Below are 16,359 nucleotides of genomic sequence, written 5' to 3'. Positions count from 1 at the left end.
TTGAGCCATTTTTATAGGCAAGTTTATAGAAACAATTCACGAGCCTTTTAAACTAATGTCTGAGATCAATTACAGTACAGTACAATATTACTTAGTACTCATTCTTATTTTTATTTATTTGTCATTGTTTGTTTTAGAGAAAAAGTGGCCTTTAAGAAAAGCAACTCGCCCATTATTGCCGCGATTAGCAATTAATTTCACCTTTACCCTCTTGGTTTATGTCATCGCAAGTCTGTTTATTAGCCCCTTAGCAAAAGCCACCGTCCTTTTCACCTTTAGCCATGATTTCGGCCTTCTATCTATGCTTCCCTTTAATCAATGGGTAGTGTTTATACTTGGGTTTTTGTTAATGGATTTAAGCTTTTACTACTGGCATGCTCTAAATCATAAACTTCCGTTGTTGTGGCGATTCCATGTCGTGCATCACGCTGATCCTGACTTAGATGTTTCAACCGCCATGCGTTTTCATTGTGTGGAAATTATGTATTCGAGTCTCTTTAGGTTGGTGCAATTAGGGTTGATTGGAGTGAGTCCCTTACTCTTTTTTTGCTATGAATTTTTTTTTCAAGCACATACTTTTTTTCAACACAGCAATATCAAATTGCCTTTTCGCTTTGAACGGCTAATTAATAAAATTATCGTTACTCCAAGAATGCATGGCATTCATCATTCCAATTATCTCAATGAAACCAATAGTAATTATGGGGTTGTATTTTCATTTTGGGATAGGTTGCATCAAACAATCAAATTAGATATTCCCCAACAAGCTATAATAATTGGTGTACCTGGGTATTCCAAGCCATCAGATAATAGTCTTATACGGTTACTTTTGATGCCAATTAAAGCTCAACGCCACTATTGGCAAATAAAAAAGGATTTTCATTTTAGTCGAAAGTCAAAAACTTCTGATAAGAAAGTAAGAACGTTATGTGAATAATGAAAAGGGCATCATCTTATGAAAATTAGTGCAATAAAAACTTGGCTGCCCTTATTAATTATAATAGTTTTATTAGGTCTTTTTTTGGGTTTAGGCTTAAATAAATACGTAAGTTTTGCCAGTTTACGAGACAATCATGAATGGCTTATAGCCATAACAAAATCACATTTTTATCTGGTCTCTTTCGTTTTTATAATAATTTATACAGTGGCTGTAGCACTCTCTATCCCAGGTGCTATCTTTTTGACTTTAATAGGCGGCTTCTTATTTGGAATACTTTGGGGAACTTTTTTGGTGGTTCTAAGTGCCACTTTAGGTGCAACGATTCTTTTTTTTGCAGTCCAATCGTCCTTAGGCGAAGTGTTTTCCAAGCGTGCTTCAGGTTGGGTTAAGCGGATGCGTTCTGGGTTTAAAGACAATGCATTTTCTTATTTGCTCACCTTGCGACTTATCCCATTATTTCCTTTCTGGGTGATTAATATCGTTTCTGCCGTATTGGGTGTGAGCGCTTCTACTTTTATCATAGCCACTTTTATAGGAATTATTCCTGGCTCTATTGTCTATGTGTCTGTTGGTAATGGATTGGGCGAACTATTTGCAGCAAGCCTTCAGCCTAATCTGGGGATTATTTTTGAACCCAAATTTATTCTACCTTTATTAGGATTAGCCGCTCTTTCTTTGATTCCTGTTTTTTACAAAAAAAAGGGTAAACAGGGTACTGAAAAAATGAAAGATAAAGATTTATTTTGTGATTTGGCCATTATTGGCGGGGGTTCTGCAGGCTTAAGTATCGCTGCAGGTTGCTCTCAATTGGGATTACAAGTGGTATTGGTTGAACCAAACAAAATGGGAGGTGATTGTTTAAATTACGGTTGTATCCCTTCTAAAACGCTATTGAACACTGCCAAAATCTTTTATCAAACCAAACATTCGACTGTTTTAGGTATTCAGGCAAAATCGGTGAAAATTGATTTTTTGCAAGTGATGCAGCAGGTGCATAATGTGATAGCGTGTATTGCAAAAAATGATTCGGTGGAACGTTTTACCTCTCTAGGTGTTCAGGTTATTCAAGAAGCAGGGCATTTTATAGGGCCAAAACAGTTTAAATTAAAAAGGAAAATTATTCGGGCCAAACATTTTGTGATTGCTACAGGCTCATCTCCAGCCATCCCTCCTATCCAGAACTTAAACAAGGTCTCTTATTTAACTAATGAAACCATCTTTAACCTAAAAGTACAACCTGAGCATTTGATTGTTATCGGCGGAGGTCCTATAGGCTGTGAATTAGCTCAGGCTTTCGCAATGCTTGGGTCTAAAGTCACTATTTTAGAAGCCTTTACTATTCTTCCTAAGGATGATGCCGATTGCGTGGCTATTATTCGAAGTCAACTTGAGTCGATGCAGATAGCACTTTATGAGCAAATTAAAATTAACAAAATAGAAGAGAGTGCTGATAAGACCATTAGTGTTCATTTGGAAAACCAGGACAACCCAATTACTATCACAGGCTCGCATTTGTTGGTATCAACAGGTCGTGTGGCTAATGTGGACGGGCTCGGTTTGGAAAAAGCAGGCGTTCAATACACCACCAGAGGGATAAACACGAATGCCAGACTTCAAACCACTAATAAAAAAATCTATGCCATAGGCGATGTGACAGGGCCTTATCAATTTACGCACATGGCTAGTTATCAAGCGGGTATTGCATTGAGAAATATTGCTTTTAAATGGCCTGCAAAAGTAGATTACAAAGCGGTGCCTTGGGTGACTTATACTGAGCCCGAATTAGCCCACGTGGGCCTATTGGCGAGTGAGGCCTTAAAAGATCCTACATTAAAAATCACAGAATTTGCCTTCGCCGAGGTGGACAGAGCCCAAGCGGAAAATAAGGTAAATGGCAAAATAAAAATCATAACCGGTAAAAAAGCTAAAATTTTGGGTGTGAGCATAGTGGGCGCTCATGCGGGTGAATTAATTTTACCTTGGGTTATAGCCGTTAAAGAACGGAAAAGTTTGCGAACTTTTACCGATGCGATTGCAGCGTACCCCACTTTTAGTGAAATTAGTAAGCGAGTTGCGGGAGAGTATTATAAGCCGTTTATATTTTCTTCTAAAATTCGAACTTTCGTTCGTTGGCTAAATAAATTAGGATAAATCTATGATAGAACAACACCTTAGGCCACTGTATCAACGCCTTTGTGTCAATCCAATTACTCCTGTGTTGATAGAGCGAGTGACCCCAAATCAAGTCACCTTCTTTTCTGGCGTATTGGGTCTTTTAGTGATACCCGCACTGTGGCTAAATCTACCCTATCTGGCCATTAGTTTACTATTACTGTCTGGATATTGTGATACCCTCGATGGTACTATTGCTCGTCTAACTAACCATAGCTCTGACTGGGGTAGTGTATTGGATATTATGACTGATCGCGTGGTTGAGGTGGGTGTTGTGTTTGCCTTATGGGCTATTAATCCAAATGAGCGGGGTCTTGGGTCTTTGTTAATGATGGCGAGTATACTACTTTGTATCACGAGTTTTCTTGTTGTGGGTATTTTTAAGACTAATGATTCAGAAAAAAGTTTTCATTACAGCCCAGGATTAATAGAAAGAGCTGAAGCCTTTGTTTTTTTTATAGCCATGATGCTTTGGCCAAACCACTTCCTAAGTTTAGCAATGATCTTTTCTTTGTTAGTGATAGGGACAGCGATGCACAGGCTTTATGAATTTCATAAGCAATCTATTTAAAAAGAGTTAAATACTCTTCATAGCCTTCTTTGCTCATTTGATCTTTTGGGATAAATCGCAATGCCGCCGAATTCATGCAATATCGTTCACCGGTGGGTTTTGGGCCGTCATTAAATACATGCCCTAAATGAGATTGCGCATTTTTAGAAAGCACTTCAGTTTGCACAAAAAACAAATAGTGTCTCGCGGGTTTTAAAATAACATTTGCGGTATTTATGGGTTTTGTAAAACTAGGCCAACCGGTTCCTGAGTCGTATTTATCCAGAGAACTAAACAGAGGCTCTCCTGAAACTATGTCCACATAAATTCCGGCTTGTTCATTATTCCAATAGGGATTATCAAAAGGTTTTTCTGTAGCAGCCTTTTGAGTCACTTGGTATTGTAGAGGCGTAAGCTGTTTTAGTTTTTCGGATTTGTTAAATTCAGGCGTGTAAGCCAGGGCAGTATTTAGCATAAATACGCTTACAATAAAACTAACTAGACTTTTCATCCCATAACTCCTTGATACGAGCATCACGACCACAATTGTAACGGTAATATTTGTAACGAATTGGATTTTTTTGATAATAATCTTGATGATATTCTTCTGCAGGATAAAACGTTGTAGAGGGAATTACCTCTGTATATACCTTAGGAAATCGTTTTTTTATTTCATCAATACTAGCTAAAGCTGCCTTTTTTTGATCGTCATTTAAATAGAAAATGACGCTGCGATATTGCTTACCAACATCGCAAAATTGCTGGTTTTGTACTGTTGGGTCGATATGACGCCAATAAAAATCTAGTAATTCTTGATAGGTCACTTTATCGCTATCAAAGACAACACGCACAACCTCTACATAAGCAGTTTTACCCGATGAGACCAATGCATAACCAGGCCTAGGCTCAGTACCACCATCATAGCCTGAAATAGTCTCTAAAACCCCAGGAACTTTATCAAAATCGGCTTCAACACACCAAAAACAACCACCAGCAAAGATGGCTTCGGATGGTTTAGCAAAAAGTGGTTGGGATAGAAGAGCTATCAAAATAAAGAGGTAGCGCATACCTAACCTTGGAAGACAGTTTGTATTTTAAGTGTAGCAGAAAATTACTTTAAGGTTTTAGCTCAAATACTCATGTTACCCACGATCAATTTTAAGCAGCCATATTTTTAAGCCCCTGCCAGGCAATTTGGTTCGCTCTAACAATTAGTTTGTACTTAATGGCAAAGTGATTTAATTGGGTTTTTATCTTCAGCATTTCGAGCTTGCAGTAAGCAATAATAGACGCATAAATATGATTGCACTGTGTTATGACGATTCGAGCTGGGGACTTGGTTAAGCTTGCATTTTGCTTAATTGACTTGTGATACTCTTCAATCCGCCAGGGTACACTTCATAAAGACGTTCGGCACTACTTTGCATGTCATTTGAAACAAGATAGAGAATTCCTGTTGAGCCATTTTCGTTTTTGAAAACCTTTTTCAGGAGCCTCACGGGGAGGTCTAGGCCTTTAAGCCAGTATATCCTCTTCAAGTTCTAATGCTCTTACTTGTTGGTACCGCCCGTTTTTGGCATCGTTTTCAGATAAGGCTAATGTTAGGTTAGACTTGATTCCAATGATAAACGACTTTTGAAGGTCTTTATGGATGTGAACCATATTGGCCTTCGAGCCAAACCAGTTGTCAGCTAGCACATAATCAAACATCACCTTATTGGTAATAGCCTGTGCAATCAAGCTTTGAAATAATTGATTCTTGTTCACTGATGATTTTCTTCTGGTTTGTCTGGTTTTAATATCACAATAAGCGATATCTTTTTTAATCACCTTATATCCTATGGATACACTGAAGTCAGCGTAACGAACCATGCAATACAAGATGTTTATCCCTTTGAGTACAGCCCCTTTAGCATGAGAGTAATACCAGCAATTCACTTCATTCTCATCAGAGTAGGGCTTCTCTTCGATGGAATCATCAAGTATCAATACTCCTCCTACTGTTTCTTGTGACCTAACTGGCTTTTTGACATAGTGCCAAAGTGATTTTGAACCAAAATGTTCAAAACGAAGAAATCGTGTTACTTTGTTATGAGCAAATGCTCCATCAACCAAATCAGATAACCCGGTAGCAGTCGCATATTTGTTTTGGAAAATTAAATAATCACAATAAAGATCAAGCATATCCATTGAATTCACTCCCTAAAATTAAGGGCAAAATTCTAATGCTTTTTATTCAAACTGCAAGTTCACGTGCGTAACATGAGTGGTTTATAAAAAATCTCAGAACTATCCGTTAACATTTCACTGGTAAATCGAATTAATTAGGTTAAATGTATTAGTATCTCCCTGTATACCTCACAACACACACAATAACGCCGATAATTATAGCGTCAGTTACTTTATCAATTTTTATATTCCCCCAATTATCATTTTCGGCCCGCAATTCAAATGGATTAAATTCTTTTGATAAGGTTAGTTGTTTATATCTACGCACGATAACCTCATTTTCTTCGTTAAGCTGTGCTGCAACTAAACTTCCTGGATGCAGTTCAGAATTGGGATCAATAATCAAAATATCATTAACTCTTAATTCAGGGTGCATACTCTCATCTTTCATTTTTAGAGCAAATGCATTTTCTCCAAGACGAGTACTAAGCTCAGAAGAAATCGGTATAAAGCTTATTTCATCTGAATTATGTTCGTTCCTAACCCTTTGAATGAATCCTTTAGGATCGCAGGCTTGTTGATGATCGAGCAGTGGAACCAATGACCCTAATCCTGGAATTTTTTTTGGACGTTTCTCATCGGTTAGGCACATCAAATAAGCAGGTGAAATATCTAGTGCTCTAGCAAGTTGTTTTATTTCTTCAGGCCCTGGAGTTCTATCACCTCGCTCCCAATTGCTAATTCTTGATTGTTTAAGATCATCAGTTAACTCCTCAAGGGCCTTTCTAGTTAATCCTTTTGCTATCCGTTCTTCTTGAATTCTTTGACCAATTTTTTCTTTTATATTCATATTAACCAACCCAATTAATCCCATATTGTGAAAATATATATTGACAATGCACCAAATAGTGGTAAATTAAAATAATTATTTACACGAATCGTACGACTCAAGTAGTAGTTAATAGTAAATATACCATATAAAAAAAATAATAACGAATTTGTACACGGATTGAGAGTGAATAGTGGATTTTTTAATTAATGACAAAGAACTTGCTGCTTTATGTGGGATGCCACACCTTCAGCAACTGGCTTACCTAAGAGGGATAAGGCCATATATGGATGTCAAAACAGGATTAGTCGGCATAAAGCGCGGAATCAGCTATCAATCGATAGCAGAGCAACTTTATATTGAGCCGCATCAAGGCATTAAAAGCGGGAGCTATTCACGCATGCAAATACGCCGTGCCTTATCTGCTTTGGGGCGAGCAGGGCTTATTACACCACAATCCGAAGGTTTAAAATTAATTTTAAGATGCGAATTAGCTACAATGGGTTATTCCGTCCAAAATAAACTAGACCTAAACCAGACACAGCAACTAGACCCAGCTAAAAATCAGCAACGCCTTATAAATACTGGCTTATCAAAGACAGACCCACTAAAAGCCGGCATAGATAAATCTCCAAAAGCCGACACACCTCTAAAAGAAGATAATTATTATATTTTTTTATTATCACAATTCGAAAAATTTTGGGATTTGTACCCGCTAAAAAAATCAAAGCAAAAAGCATGGGAAGCATTTCAAGCGCTTAATCTCACACCTGAGTTGCCAATACAAATTTATTCGGCTTTACAACAACAAATCCAGTTTTATCAACAACAGCATAGCCAAGGCCAATGGGTTGCTGCTTGGAAATATCCTGCCAATTGGTTAGCACAACATTGTTGGGAAGATGAAATTCAAAGTGATACGTGTCAGGAGACAAATAATGCAGTCCATGAAACAAATTATAAGAAACAACCCATTAGAGACAGCTTCTGGGAGTCATGTAAATCAGGCATTGAAGAAGAAACCGATGACAACATCATCGACCTTAGCGCCTACCGAGGAAGGTCGCAAGCGCATTGATCGATTATTTTTGAGGTTTGCAGCTATGTACGGACAGGTTTGGCGTAGTCAATTTAAAAGCGATGAGTTTTTAGTTTTTGTTAAAGGTGAATGGCAACAAGGACTATTTACCTATGCGGATAACATTCTTGATATGGCAATTGATTTATGTCGAAAAAATAAGGAACTACCGCCAACCTTACCCCAATTTATTGATTTTTGTAAAAATTGTTCCAAGAGAAGTTCATTTTTTGTACCTGATGCAGCTCCCAAAAACAATAACCCTGAAGTGGCTAAAACCCAATTACTGAAAATGAAACACATTTTAAATATGAAAGTTAACTAAAAAGGAGAAGAAGATGTTGAGTTTAACTAGAAGAGTCGGTGAAAGCATTGTTATTGGAGAAGATATATTTATCACAGTTCTATGTTGTAAAGGGAATCAGGTACGCATTGGGTTTAATGCACCCAATTCAGTAGCCATCCACCGTTATGAAATTTATCAAAAAATTCAATCTGAAAAGCACGATGGTTTGGCTGATCCAACAAAGAAATTTTGCCCATCAATGCAGCAATCAATCCTCAATCACCATTAAAAAGGAGGGATAACATGTCTTTATTAAATCAGTTCAGAAGTAACGTGTTAAGCAGTATTAATGCTCACATTGGAAAGATTTTCATACTTATTTGCTTGCTAATAATGGCTCAAGGAACCTTTGCAGCGGATGCTTTATCCGCTGCAGAAGAAGTAGTTAAGGATACCTACAATGGTTCGATAAAAACCTATCTTTATGTCGGAGAAGCTGTAGCGGCTGTTGTTACCTTGATGTTTACTCGAAATATTAAAACGCTTGGCGGCGTTGGGGCGATGGCTATTTTTCTAAATGTCGTTGCAATGCTAGCAGGGGTTTAAGATGGAAGATCCGAGAAAATACAAAACACCCCAATATCTTAATGAGCCTTATCGATTGATTATTTTTACACTCGATGAGGTCATGGTAGGAGCACTAACTCTCTACGTATTTGGGGCTGTTTGTGGTTTTTTTGTTACCTCATTGATTCTAACCTGTGCGTTTCTATTTCTTATGAAACGCATGAAGGGTAATGAAGGTCCCTATTTTTATATCCACCTTTTTTATTGGTTCTTTTCTCTATCACCTAAGTTACGGGCAACACCACCGTCATGGATTAGAGCGTTTTTGGGGTAACAGATGAAAATAGAACAAAAAAAATCAGAATTAATGAAGGAAAAAAAGATTAGGGTTTTATTCATAGGTATTAGTAGTGTGCTGCTAGCTATGACATTCATGCAATCAATTACCATTGTGGTCTTATTGCATTATGCTCATAGCAAACATGAAACCCATTTCATCCCACCTAAAATATCTCAAGAATTTACACTTTCTGGAACAGGTGTTTCGGAAGGTTATTTAAGAGACATGACCAATTTCTTAACGCAACTTCGTTTTAATATCACTTCAAGTTCAGCCACTTACCAATTTAATGCGCTCTTAGGCTATGTAGCTCCCTCACTGTATGGGGACATCAGGGCGCAATTGGTTAAGGAAGTCGAACAAATTAATCACGAACATTTATCCAGCGTGTTTTATCCATCGACCTTTGAAATTGATATCAAACACTTGAGCGTAAAAGTAATGGGACAGATGAAGCGTTTTGTTGGCGCGGATTTGATGTCTGATGTACGGGAGACTTTTTTGATTAGGTATTCCTATGAGTATGGCCTGTTGAAACTAACGAATCTTGAGAAGGTGTAATCATGAAACAAATGGCAATGATATTCAGCTTAGGCTTATTAATAGCAACAGCAGAAGGTGCTCAAATAAAAACAGTCAGAAATTATGAAGATATTTTCATTAATGCCTCAATTAAAGAACCCAATAATCTTATGTTAGAGGATGATCGCATTCAGCAAATAAAAGCACCTGGCAACACCCTGGTTGATGCATGCAATGGGAAGGCGAATTGCAAATTAATTGATGATACGACGGGTATTCTTACTTTTTTGCCATCGCCTCTATACCACACACGAGCTTTTACTATCAATTTGCTGACTGAAAAAGGTCTTTTTTACAACGTGCGTGTAGAACCAAAGCCCATTGCGTCACAAACAATCGTTTTTAAATCCTACAGAAATCCTGTAATTCGTGCCCGCGCTCCACATACATCAAGTTATGAAAAGGTGATGGTTGGTTTTTTACGAGCGCTTGTTAATGGGTATTTGCCAGAAGGTTTTACCCAAACAATACCCAAAAATCCTTCAGTCTATAAAGCACAAAAAACACAACTAAAACGCTTATTGACAGTTAATGGCAATCGTATGCGGGGTGAAATTTTTGAGTTAAAAAACGTAACCAACCAGCCTATTGATGCCAAGGAATCCTGGTTTAATTGGCCTGGAACCAAAGGGGTGGCGCTTGCTAAAACCCATTTAGCGCCGTTTGAAACTACTCGATTGTACAGGATTAGCTAACATGTCTATTCAACTTAAAAAACAACAACAGATCTTTTTAGGGATTGTTATCGGCGTTATAGTGTTGGTGATTGCGTGCTTTGCCTTATTGGGAAACAAGACAGTTAAATCCAGAGAGGTTGATAAACCCGCTTATAAAAAACACAGCTTAGCCAGCCCGATATCTACTGCCACTAATGAATCCCATTGGATTGAGAAAACACAAAATGCCTGGCGAGCTGAGCTTGCAAAATCAGAGCTCTTTGATAAAAACCTCAAGGCATTAGGTGATGAAAAAGACAAGCAAAGCAAGCTCATTACCTCGCAAAAAGATGAACTATCTGAAATGAAATCCACACTTTCTGAATTAAAGCATCAAATAGTTAAGCTACAAATGGAGCGTACTACCCCAATAGATGGGACATTAAAAAACAATGAGCCTCAAAATGGGTTGTTACCCCGAGCAGATGAAGCGGCAGCGAGCAACTCCATGGAGATGGATTCGGGATTTATTCAATACACAGCCAAGTTAAATAAAAAATCCAAGCCACGAATCAAAACACCCAATAATTATGTCTTCTCCAACACCTTTGCTAAAGCAGTTGTTTTACAAGGTGCAGATGCATCTGCGGGAGTTTTAAGCCAAGCAAATCCCGACATTATGATATTTCAAATTGTCGATGATGGAGTGATGCCGAATAAATACAGGGCACCACTTAAAGGCTGTATGGTAAGTGCTTCTGTAATTGGCGATATTTCCAGTGAGCGAGGAAAGTTTCGTACCGAACGATTAAGTTGCATTCATTCCAATGGCACCAATATCGACATCCAGGTTACAGGCATCATTTCAGATTCTAAAAACGGAATTCGTGGGCGTGCGGTATGGCGTGATGAACCGATGGTGAAAAAAGCTTTTTGGGGGAACTTCTGGGAAAGCATGGGCAATATTGGCCAGCAATATTCCACTGATTACAGCACCTCGCCTCTAGGAAGTGTATCAACCATTCAAGCAGGAAAAATTCCTCTCGCGGCTGTTTCTAGTGGCGGATCGGGCGCTGCAAAAATGTATGCGCAATACAACATCAAGCGTGCTGAAATGTACCACCCGATTATTCAATTGCCTCCAATCGTTACAGTAGATGTAACTTTTCTTAAGGGTTTTTGGCTTGATGGGGGAACGGACACTAATGCCCCTGAACAACCAGAAGAAAGCCAAAATTCCAAAGTAGCTTTTGAAGCCCCTGCCGAGTCTGAGACTGCTGAAGAAAAAGCTGCCAACCAATTTTTCTATAAAAACCACTCTTTCTAAGGATATATAGATCATGAAAATTTTAACTACTTTATTACTGTTGCCCTGTGTTGTTTTGACCGGTTGCGCCAAATTGAATGAGGACTTTGATTGCCCAGCTCCCAATGGAGGAACGTGCAAACGTATGGATCAGGTTTATGACATGGTGAATGGTAAGGGCAAATCCCTGGCTGTAACCCCCAGCCGAAATCCTTTGGTGATGGATGGGCGACCTGGTCAGCCTGTGCGTTATGGAGAAGGGGTGATGCCTCTTTGGATAGCACCTTATGAAGACACTGATGGCAATTATCATCAAGCCAATCGAGTGTACAGCGTTGTTAAGGAAGGACAGTGGATGCAGCAGTCACAATTGGCTTTAAAATAAGGGGAGCCATTATGTTGTCAACTATAAAAAAAGCGCGTCTTGCAGTTAAAAAAACAAGCACTATTTTAAGTCATGCAACAGGCTCGCTATTGGAAACATTGCGAGAAGAGCTTGGCATGACTGATGCGCATCATAAAAAGCAAATCGAAGCGCTGTTGGATACTTATTGCTTAGCACCTTATTTACCTGACGAGGTTTACGATTCAGAAGCTGATATTTATCCTTACAAACAGGCATCTCATATGATGTTTGAATGCTCGACACTGATTGGTGCCAGTGAAGAAACAGTGACTATTCTCACCAGTATATTAACGGATATTTTGCCACCGGAAAGTTGTTTTCATGCTTTGTTTTGGGCATCGCCTAAAATTGGCCACATGATTGATGAAATGGAACATCAACGCAATCAAGGCAGTGAGGTTTTAAAAGCCCTGGCACACCGACGAGCTGAATTTTACCGCAAAGGGGTGTACAGCTCATTAACTAAAGAAAGCAATTTTGTCTTGCGTGATTTTCGTTTATTTTTATGTATTTCAATTCCGCGCAAATCCATAGAAGACGATCGCTTGTTGCTTGGTAGTTTGCGCGAAGACATCAGCAACAATCTAAAGTCAGTCAATATTATTTGTAAAGAACTGTCTATTGAAGAAGTGATTAGCTTAAAGCGGGAGTGGCTCTTTCCAACCGACAGCTTGTATGAAGAAAAAACCAATTACGATACCAATACTGAAATTCGTTTTCAACTGACTGACATTGAAGCGAGTATGCGGGTTAAATCCAATCAAATAGAGATTGAGCGAGAAGAAGATACGAGGGTGATTAAATGCTTGTCCGTTAGGCAATATCCTAAATCCCCTGTGCAATGGCAACTGGGTGATTTATTTGGAAAAATGTTTAATACCTCTTTGCAAATAAGTTGTCCCTTTCTTTTTAGTTTTGCAATACGAATTAAAGATAAAGACAAGGTGATGGCGGCATTAGATGCCAAGTATGCTGATGAAGGGCAAAATGCCAAACAACCTTTTATTGCCAAATGGGTCAAAAATTTTAACAAAAAATACGCAGAAATTGAGGAGTTAAGAGAGCGGCTCAGTGGCGATGATTCTTTGGTTGATTCCTATTATAACGTTTTATTGTTTACAACACCTGCCAATGTCCGTCGCGATGTACGACGTGCCAAGGATGTATTTCGTGGTAACCAATTTGATTTACGCACGCCAACAGGTTTGCAGTTACAAACACTTCTAGCCTCCATGCCCTTTGCACCTGCTGAAGGTATGTTTGATGATTACAAATCATTTGGACGGGTAAGACCTTTAACCAGTTTTAATACGGTTAACTTATTACCTATCCAGGGGGAATGGAAAGGGGCAGGACGATTTGCTCAGGTCTATCCACAAAGACGAGGGCAATTTACCGCTATTTATTTTTTTGACAACGTAGTCAGAAACTATAATGTCGCTATTGTAGCTCCTCCTGGAAAAGGAAAATCCTTTTTAATGAATGACTACATTCAAAGTCTGTTATCCCAGGGGGGCTTTGTTTATATCATTGATGTGGGCGGTTCATACGCTAAATCTTGTGAGATGTTGAACGGACAGCTTATTGATTTTAATCATGACACTGAAATTAGCCTAAACCTCTTTTCTACAATTGATGCACAAGCCAAAAATGATACTGCATTTAAAGACGTTCACAATCAGCTAATACAACTTGTAGGTATGATGGCAAGACCATCAGGTAACGTCAGTGATGAAGAACGAAGTCATATTGAGAAAGCCATTGAGGCGATGTGGCGACAACATCACAATGCTACAACTATTACTCTTATTGCTCATCACTTAGAAAGTAGTAACGATCCTATTTCTCAAAATATTGGGCGCCTGTTGTATAGCTATACTAAAAACGGTCGTTATGGCAGTTATTTTGAACCGCCTTGTTCGCTCGATTTTAAAAGAAATTTAGTCATTTTAGAGTTGGGTGGTCTTGATGGAAATAAGGATTTGCAGCGCATTGTATTGAAAATCTTAATGTATCAAATCACCAATGCGATGTATTACACGCCAAAGCACATTCCCAAAAGCTGCTTGATTGATGAATCCTACGAATTACTTTCAGACAATGGTACGGGTGGCAGTGCTAACTTTGTTAACGAGGGCTATAGGCGTGCGCCTAAATACGGTGGTAATTTTATTACAGTGACTCATGGCTTAGATGATTATGAAAACAATCCAACTGCCAAAATGTGTTACGACAACGCCTATTATAAAATCTTTTTAGGTGCCTCCAAAAGTACGATTGACACTTTAAAAACGAGTAATCAGTTGGATGCTTATGGCGAGCGTTTAATCCGAAGCCTTAAAATAACTAATGAATACTCTGAGTTTTTAATGATGTGTGAAGAGAATTCAACAGTGCATCGTTTGATTGTCGATCCATTTTCACGCGTCTTAAACACTACACGTGGTCCTGAAGTCGAGGCCTTGAAACGATTAATGGCAACAGGTTTGCCATTGGCTGATGCCATTTCCAAAGTTGCCCTGGAGGTGTATGGCTATGTTTAAGACAACTCAAGTATCTCTTTTGACCGCACTCATCACCAGTATCTTAGTTAATGGGATTTTTTTTAGTGCTTTGAGGCGGCCAGATATTGCAACCATTGATATCTTGTCAATCACCTCCCAATTTATCAAAGAGGAAGCGCAAAAAAATCATTCCAACCTTGAGAAAGAAGCAGAAATTAAAGCATTTTCGCATCGTTTGGAATCAGCGTTACAAGACTTGTCCCATTCCAAATCGTTGGTGTTATTACCAAGAGAAGCGGTCATTAAAGGCAGCACTGATTATACAGCCACCCTCATGACGATGATCAAATTGGAGCATAAATCGTGAAAAAGCTTCTGTTGATTATTTGCATGCTCTATCTCCCTTTTGCAGAGGCTAAAGACTATGGTGTCTTTGGCAAAACCTTTGAAATTGCTGAAATAGATTTTTTAGAGTACATCCAGCAAAAAATGAAGGGGATGCAGGTTAATGGGGAATGGAAGACCGTACAATCTGAGTTTAAAAAACGGGTAAAAGAACATGTGGCACGCCCAACACCTATTCGTTTGCCGAGAGCAGAAGACAATAGAACGTGGTTTTTTAATCCATCACTTGCTGTGCCTTACGATGTGAAGGACAGTCACGGCCAAGTGATTGTTAAACAAGGCACTGTAATTAACCCCCTGGATAGAGTGGGCTTGAGTAGCACTCTCCTGTTTTTTGACGGGGATGATGAGGCACAGGTTGCATGGGTTACCCAGGAATTAACGCAGCACCAAAAAGTAAAATTAATCCTCACCTCAGGCTCTGTAAAGGAAGTTGCGAATCAATTAAAGCAAGCTATTTATTTTGATTTAAATGGATTTTTGGTTGCCAAATTTCAAATAAAGTATTTGCCGGCGCGGGTTTTTCAAGCAGGGAAGCGGTTGCAAATTAATGAGGTGACTGTATGAAAGCCTTTTTTATTCTTATTGCTTTTTTAGCTTCTGGGTTGACCCAAGCAGGATCTTGTCATGGTCGTTTTGTAAATCCCATTACTGATGTCTGTTGGTCGTGTTTGTTCCCGTTCAGTTTAGGGCAAGCTAATCTCGTTTCCTCCAATCATTTGCCAGACACTAAAAATCCCAAACTGCCTGTTTGTGAATGCCCAGGAAATCCTATACCGAGATTGGGATTAACAATGGGTTATTGGGAGCCTGTTAACTTAGTGGATGTAACCAGAACCCCATTTTGCTTAGTTAATTTAGGGGGAATTTCTTTAAATTTTGGCAAGTATTACCGCAAAGGTGCGGTGGAAACAGATAGTAATTTATCCAATCAATCATTTTACCACGTGCACTGGTACAAGTTCCCATTGATGTATTGGTTGAATGTGTTAACTGATGGGATTTGTGTTGAAAAAGGAGACTTTGACATTGCTTATCCGAGTGAATTGGATGTGATGTGGAATGACGATGAGCTGGGTTTCGTCATTAATCCTGAGGCGGTATTGTTTGGTAGTTTACCCGCACAAGCGGCTTGCGCTGCTGATTCAAGTACCGCTTTATTGGGCAGTGCCATTGACAAACTCTTTTGGTGCGCAGGAGCTCAGGGAAGCATGTACCCTTTAACGGGGCATGTGCAAGAACATGTTGGCGGGGTTCAGGCATCAGTCTTACTGTCTGAGCGTATGAATTTTAAACTGCACCGCCAGGGACTATTGGAAGACACAGTAGGACTTGACGATTCGACAAGCAGCGCAAAATCCATTTGTCATACTCATTATTCCCCTATTTTGCCCAAATCACGTTACCGCTATCAAATGGTCAATCCTTTACCGACTACTAATGCCTGTTATCCCCTTGGGCGTGCTACGACCCTATGGGAGGCAGGGCACGAATATCCGTTTAAGGGCGAGGATTTTGGGTATCTGATCTGGCGCAAACGCAATTGTTGCGCCTTTTAACGATTAGGAG

General features: G+C 39.1%; 19 protein-coding genes and 1 pseudogene. 16 read left to right on the top strand and 4 right to left on the bottom strand.

The window, feature by feature from the left end:
* Nucleotides 1–55: 55 nt before the first annotated feature.
* The 3 genes from LPG_RS10570 to LPG_RS10560 are packed head-to-tail and all read left to right on the top strand — an operon-like array spanning nucleotide 56 to nucleotide 3,683.
* The gene (locus LPG_RS10570; RefSeq protein WP_010947815.1) at nucleotides 56–937 is read left to right on the top strand and encodes a sterol desaturase family protein; all 882 of its coding nucleotides are present in this window, start codon (nucleotides 56–58) and stop codon (nucleotides 935–937) included.
* 18 nt (nucleotides 938–955) lie between these two features.
* Nucleotides 956–3,091, top strand: a complete 2,136-nt coding sequence (locus LPG_RS10565; protein ID WP_010947814.1) for an FAD-dependent oxidoreductase — start codon at nucleotides 956–958, stop codon at nucleotides 3,089–3,091.
* Between the two features lie 4 nt (nucleotides 3,092–3,095).
* Nucleotides 3,096–3,683 carry a CDP-alcohol phosphatidyltransferase family protein gene (locus tag LPG_RS10560; RefSeq protein WP_010947813.1) on the top strand — a complete coding sequence of 196 codons (588 nt, stop codon included), beginning with the start codon at nucleotides 3,096–3,098 and terminating at the stop codon, nucleotides 3,681–3,683.
* Here the strand turns inward: LPG_RS10560 and msrB are convergent.
* From msrB to LPG_RS10540, 4 genes and pseudogenes are all read right to left on the bottom strand, one after another.
* On the bottom strand, nucleotides 3,676–4,173 hold the full coding sequence (msrB, locus tag LPG_RS10555) for a peptide-methionine (R)-S-oxide reductase MsrB (RefSeq protein ID WP_015444236.1): 498 nt from the start codon (nucleotides 4,171–4,173) through the stop codon (nucleotides 3,676–3,678). The genes LPG_RS10560 and msrB overlap by 8 nt on opposite strands.
* On the bottom strand, nucleotides 4,157–4,729 hold the full coding sequence (msrA, locus tag LPG_RS10550; protein WP_010947811.1) for a peptide-methionine (S)-S-oxide reductase MsrA: 573 nt from the start codon (nucleotides 4,727–4,729) through the stop codon (nucleotides 4,157–4,159). Before msrA ends, msrB begins: the two co-directional genes overlap by 17 nt.
* 91 nt (nucleotides 4,730–4,820) lie before the next feature.
* Nucleotides 4,821–5,852, bottom strand: a pseudogene (locus LPG_RS10545) (IS701 family transposase).
* Nucleotides 5,853–6,000: 148 nt separating this feature from the next.
* Entirely contained in the window at nucleotides 6,001–6,681 is a 681-nt protein-coding gene (locus tag LPG_RS10540) for a helix-turn-helix domain-containing protein (RefSeq protein WP_015444237.1), read from the bottom strand.
* Nucleotides 6,682–6,853: 172 nt separating this feature from the next.
* On the opposite strand from LPG_RS10540, the gene LPG_RS10535 reads away from it, so the two are divergent.
* The 13 genes from LPG_RS10535 to traU are packed head-to-tail and all read left to right on the top strand — an operon-like array spanning nucleotide 6,854 to nucleotide 16,349.
* A complete protein-coding gene (locus LPG_RS10535) occupies nucleotides 6,854–7,738 on the top strand; it encodes a hypothetical protein (protein WP_010947808.1) in 885 nt (294 codons plus the stop codon).
* Nucleotides 7,686–8,063, top strand: coding sequence for a hypothetical protein (locus LPG_RS10530; RefSeq protein ID WP_025520140.1), 378 nt, complete (start codon nucleotides 7,686–7,688; stop codon nucleotides 8,061–8,063). The genes LPG_RS10535 and LPG_RS10530 overlap by 53 nt, the downstream gene beginning before the upstream one ends.
* Before the next feature lie 13 nt (nucleotides 8,064–8,076).
* Nucleotides 8,077–8,313 (top strand): carbon storage regulator CsrA, encoded by a 237-nt coding sequence (gene csrA, locus LPG_RS10525; RefSeq protein WP_010947807.1) that lies wholly within the window; start codon nucleotides 8,077–8,079, stop codon nucleotides 8,311–8,313.
* A 14-nt stretch (nucleotides 8,314–8,327) separates the two neighbouring features.
* Nucleotides 8,328–8,630: a fimbrial protein gene (locus tag LPG_RS10520; protein ID WP_010947806.1), complete on the top strand. Its 303-nt coding sequence runs from the start codon at nucleotides 8,328–8,330 to the stop codon at nucleotides 8,628–8,630.
* A gap of 1 nt (nucleotide 8,631) precedes the next feature.
* Entirely contained in the window at nucleotides 8,632–8,925 is a 294-nt protein-coding gene (gene traL, locus LPG_RS10515; RefSeq protein ID WP_010947805.1) for a type IV conjugative transfer system protein TraL, read from the top strand.
* Nucleotides 8,926–8,928: 3 nt separating this feature from the next.
* A complete protein-coding gene (gene traE / locus LPG_RS10510; protein WP_010947804.1) occupies nucleotides 8,929–9,492 on the top strand; it encodes a type IV conjugative transfer system protein TraE in 564 nt (187 codons plus the stop codon).
* A 2-nt stretch (nucleotides 9,493–9,494) separates the two neighbouring features.
* On the top strand, nucleotides 9,495–10,208 hold the full coding sequence (traK, locus tag LPG_RS10505; protein WP_010947803.1) for a type-F conjugative transfer system secretin TraK: 714 nt from the start codon (nucleotides 9,495–9,497) through the stop codon (nucleotides 10,206–10,208).
* A gap of 1 nt (nucleotide 10,209) precedes the next feature.
* Nucleotides 10,210–11,496 (top strand): TraB/VirB10 family protein, encoded by a 1,287-nt coding sequence (locus LPG_RS10500; protein WP_015444240.1) that lies wholly within the window; start codon nucleotides 10,210–10,212, stop codon nucleotides 11,494–11,496.
* A 13-nt stretch (nucleotides 11,497–11,509) separates the two neighbouring features.
* A complete protein-coding gene (gene traV / locus LPG_RS10495) occupies nucleotides 11,510–11,860 on the top strand; it encodes a type IV conjugative transfer system lipoprotein TraV (RefSeq protein ID WP_010947801.1) in 351 nt (116 codons plus the stop codon).
* 11 nt (nucleotides 11,861–11,871) lie between these two features.
* Nucleotides 11,872–14,424 carry a type IV secretion system protein TraC gene (gene traC / locus LPG_RS10490; protein ID WP_015444241.1) on the top strand — a complete coding sequence of 851 codons (2,553 nt, stop codon included), beginning with the start codon at nucleotides 11,872–11,874 and terminating at the stop codon, nucleotides 14,422–14,424.
* On the top strand, nucleotides 14,411–14,752 hold the full coding sequence (locus LPG_RS10485) for a TrbI F-type domain-containing protein (RefSeq protein ID WP_027223818.1): 342 nt from the start codon (nucleotides 14,411–14,413) through the stop codon (nucleotides 14,750–14,752). The genes traC and LPG_RS10485 overlap by 14 nt, the downstream gene beginning before the upstream one ends.
* Nucleotides 14,749–15,357 carry a type-F conjugative transfer system protein TraW gene (gene traW, locus LPG_RS10480; protein ID WP_010947799.1) on the top strand — a complete coding sequence of 203 codons (609 nt, stop codon included), beginning with the start codon at nucleotides 14,749–14,751 and terminating at the stop codon, nucleotides 15,355–15,357. Before LPG_RS10485 ends, traW begins: the two co-directional genes overlap by 4 nt.
* Nucleotides 15,354–16,349, top strand: coding sequence for a conjugal transfer pilus assembly protein TraU (gene traU / locus LPG_RS10475; RefSeq protein ID WP_010947798.1), 996 nt, complete (start codon nucleotides 15,354–15,356; stop codon nucleotides 16,347–16,349). Before traW ends, traU begins: the two co-directional genes overlap by 4 nt.
* Nucleotides 16,350–16,359 lie beyond the last annotated feature (10 nt).

Source organism: Legionella pneumophila subsp. pneumophila str. Philadelphia 1, from assembly GCF_000008485.1.
GTDB lineage: Bacteria > Pseudomonadota > Gammaproteobacteria > Legionellales > Legionellaceae > Legionella > Legionella pneumophila.
This window is presented reverse-complemented; position numbering and strand designations above follow the sequence as displayed.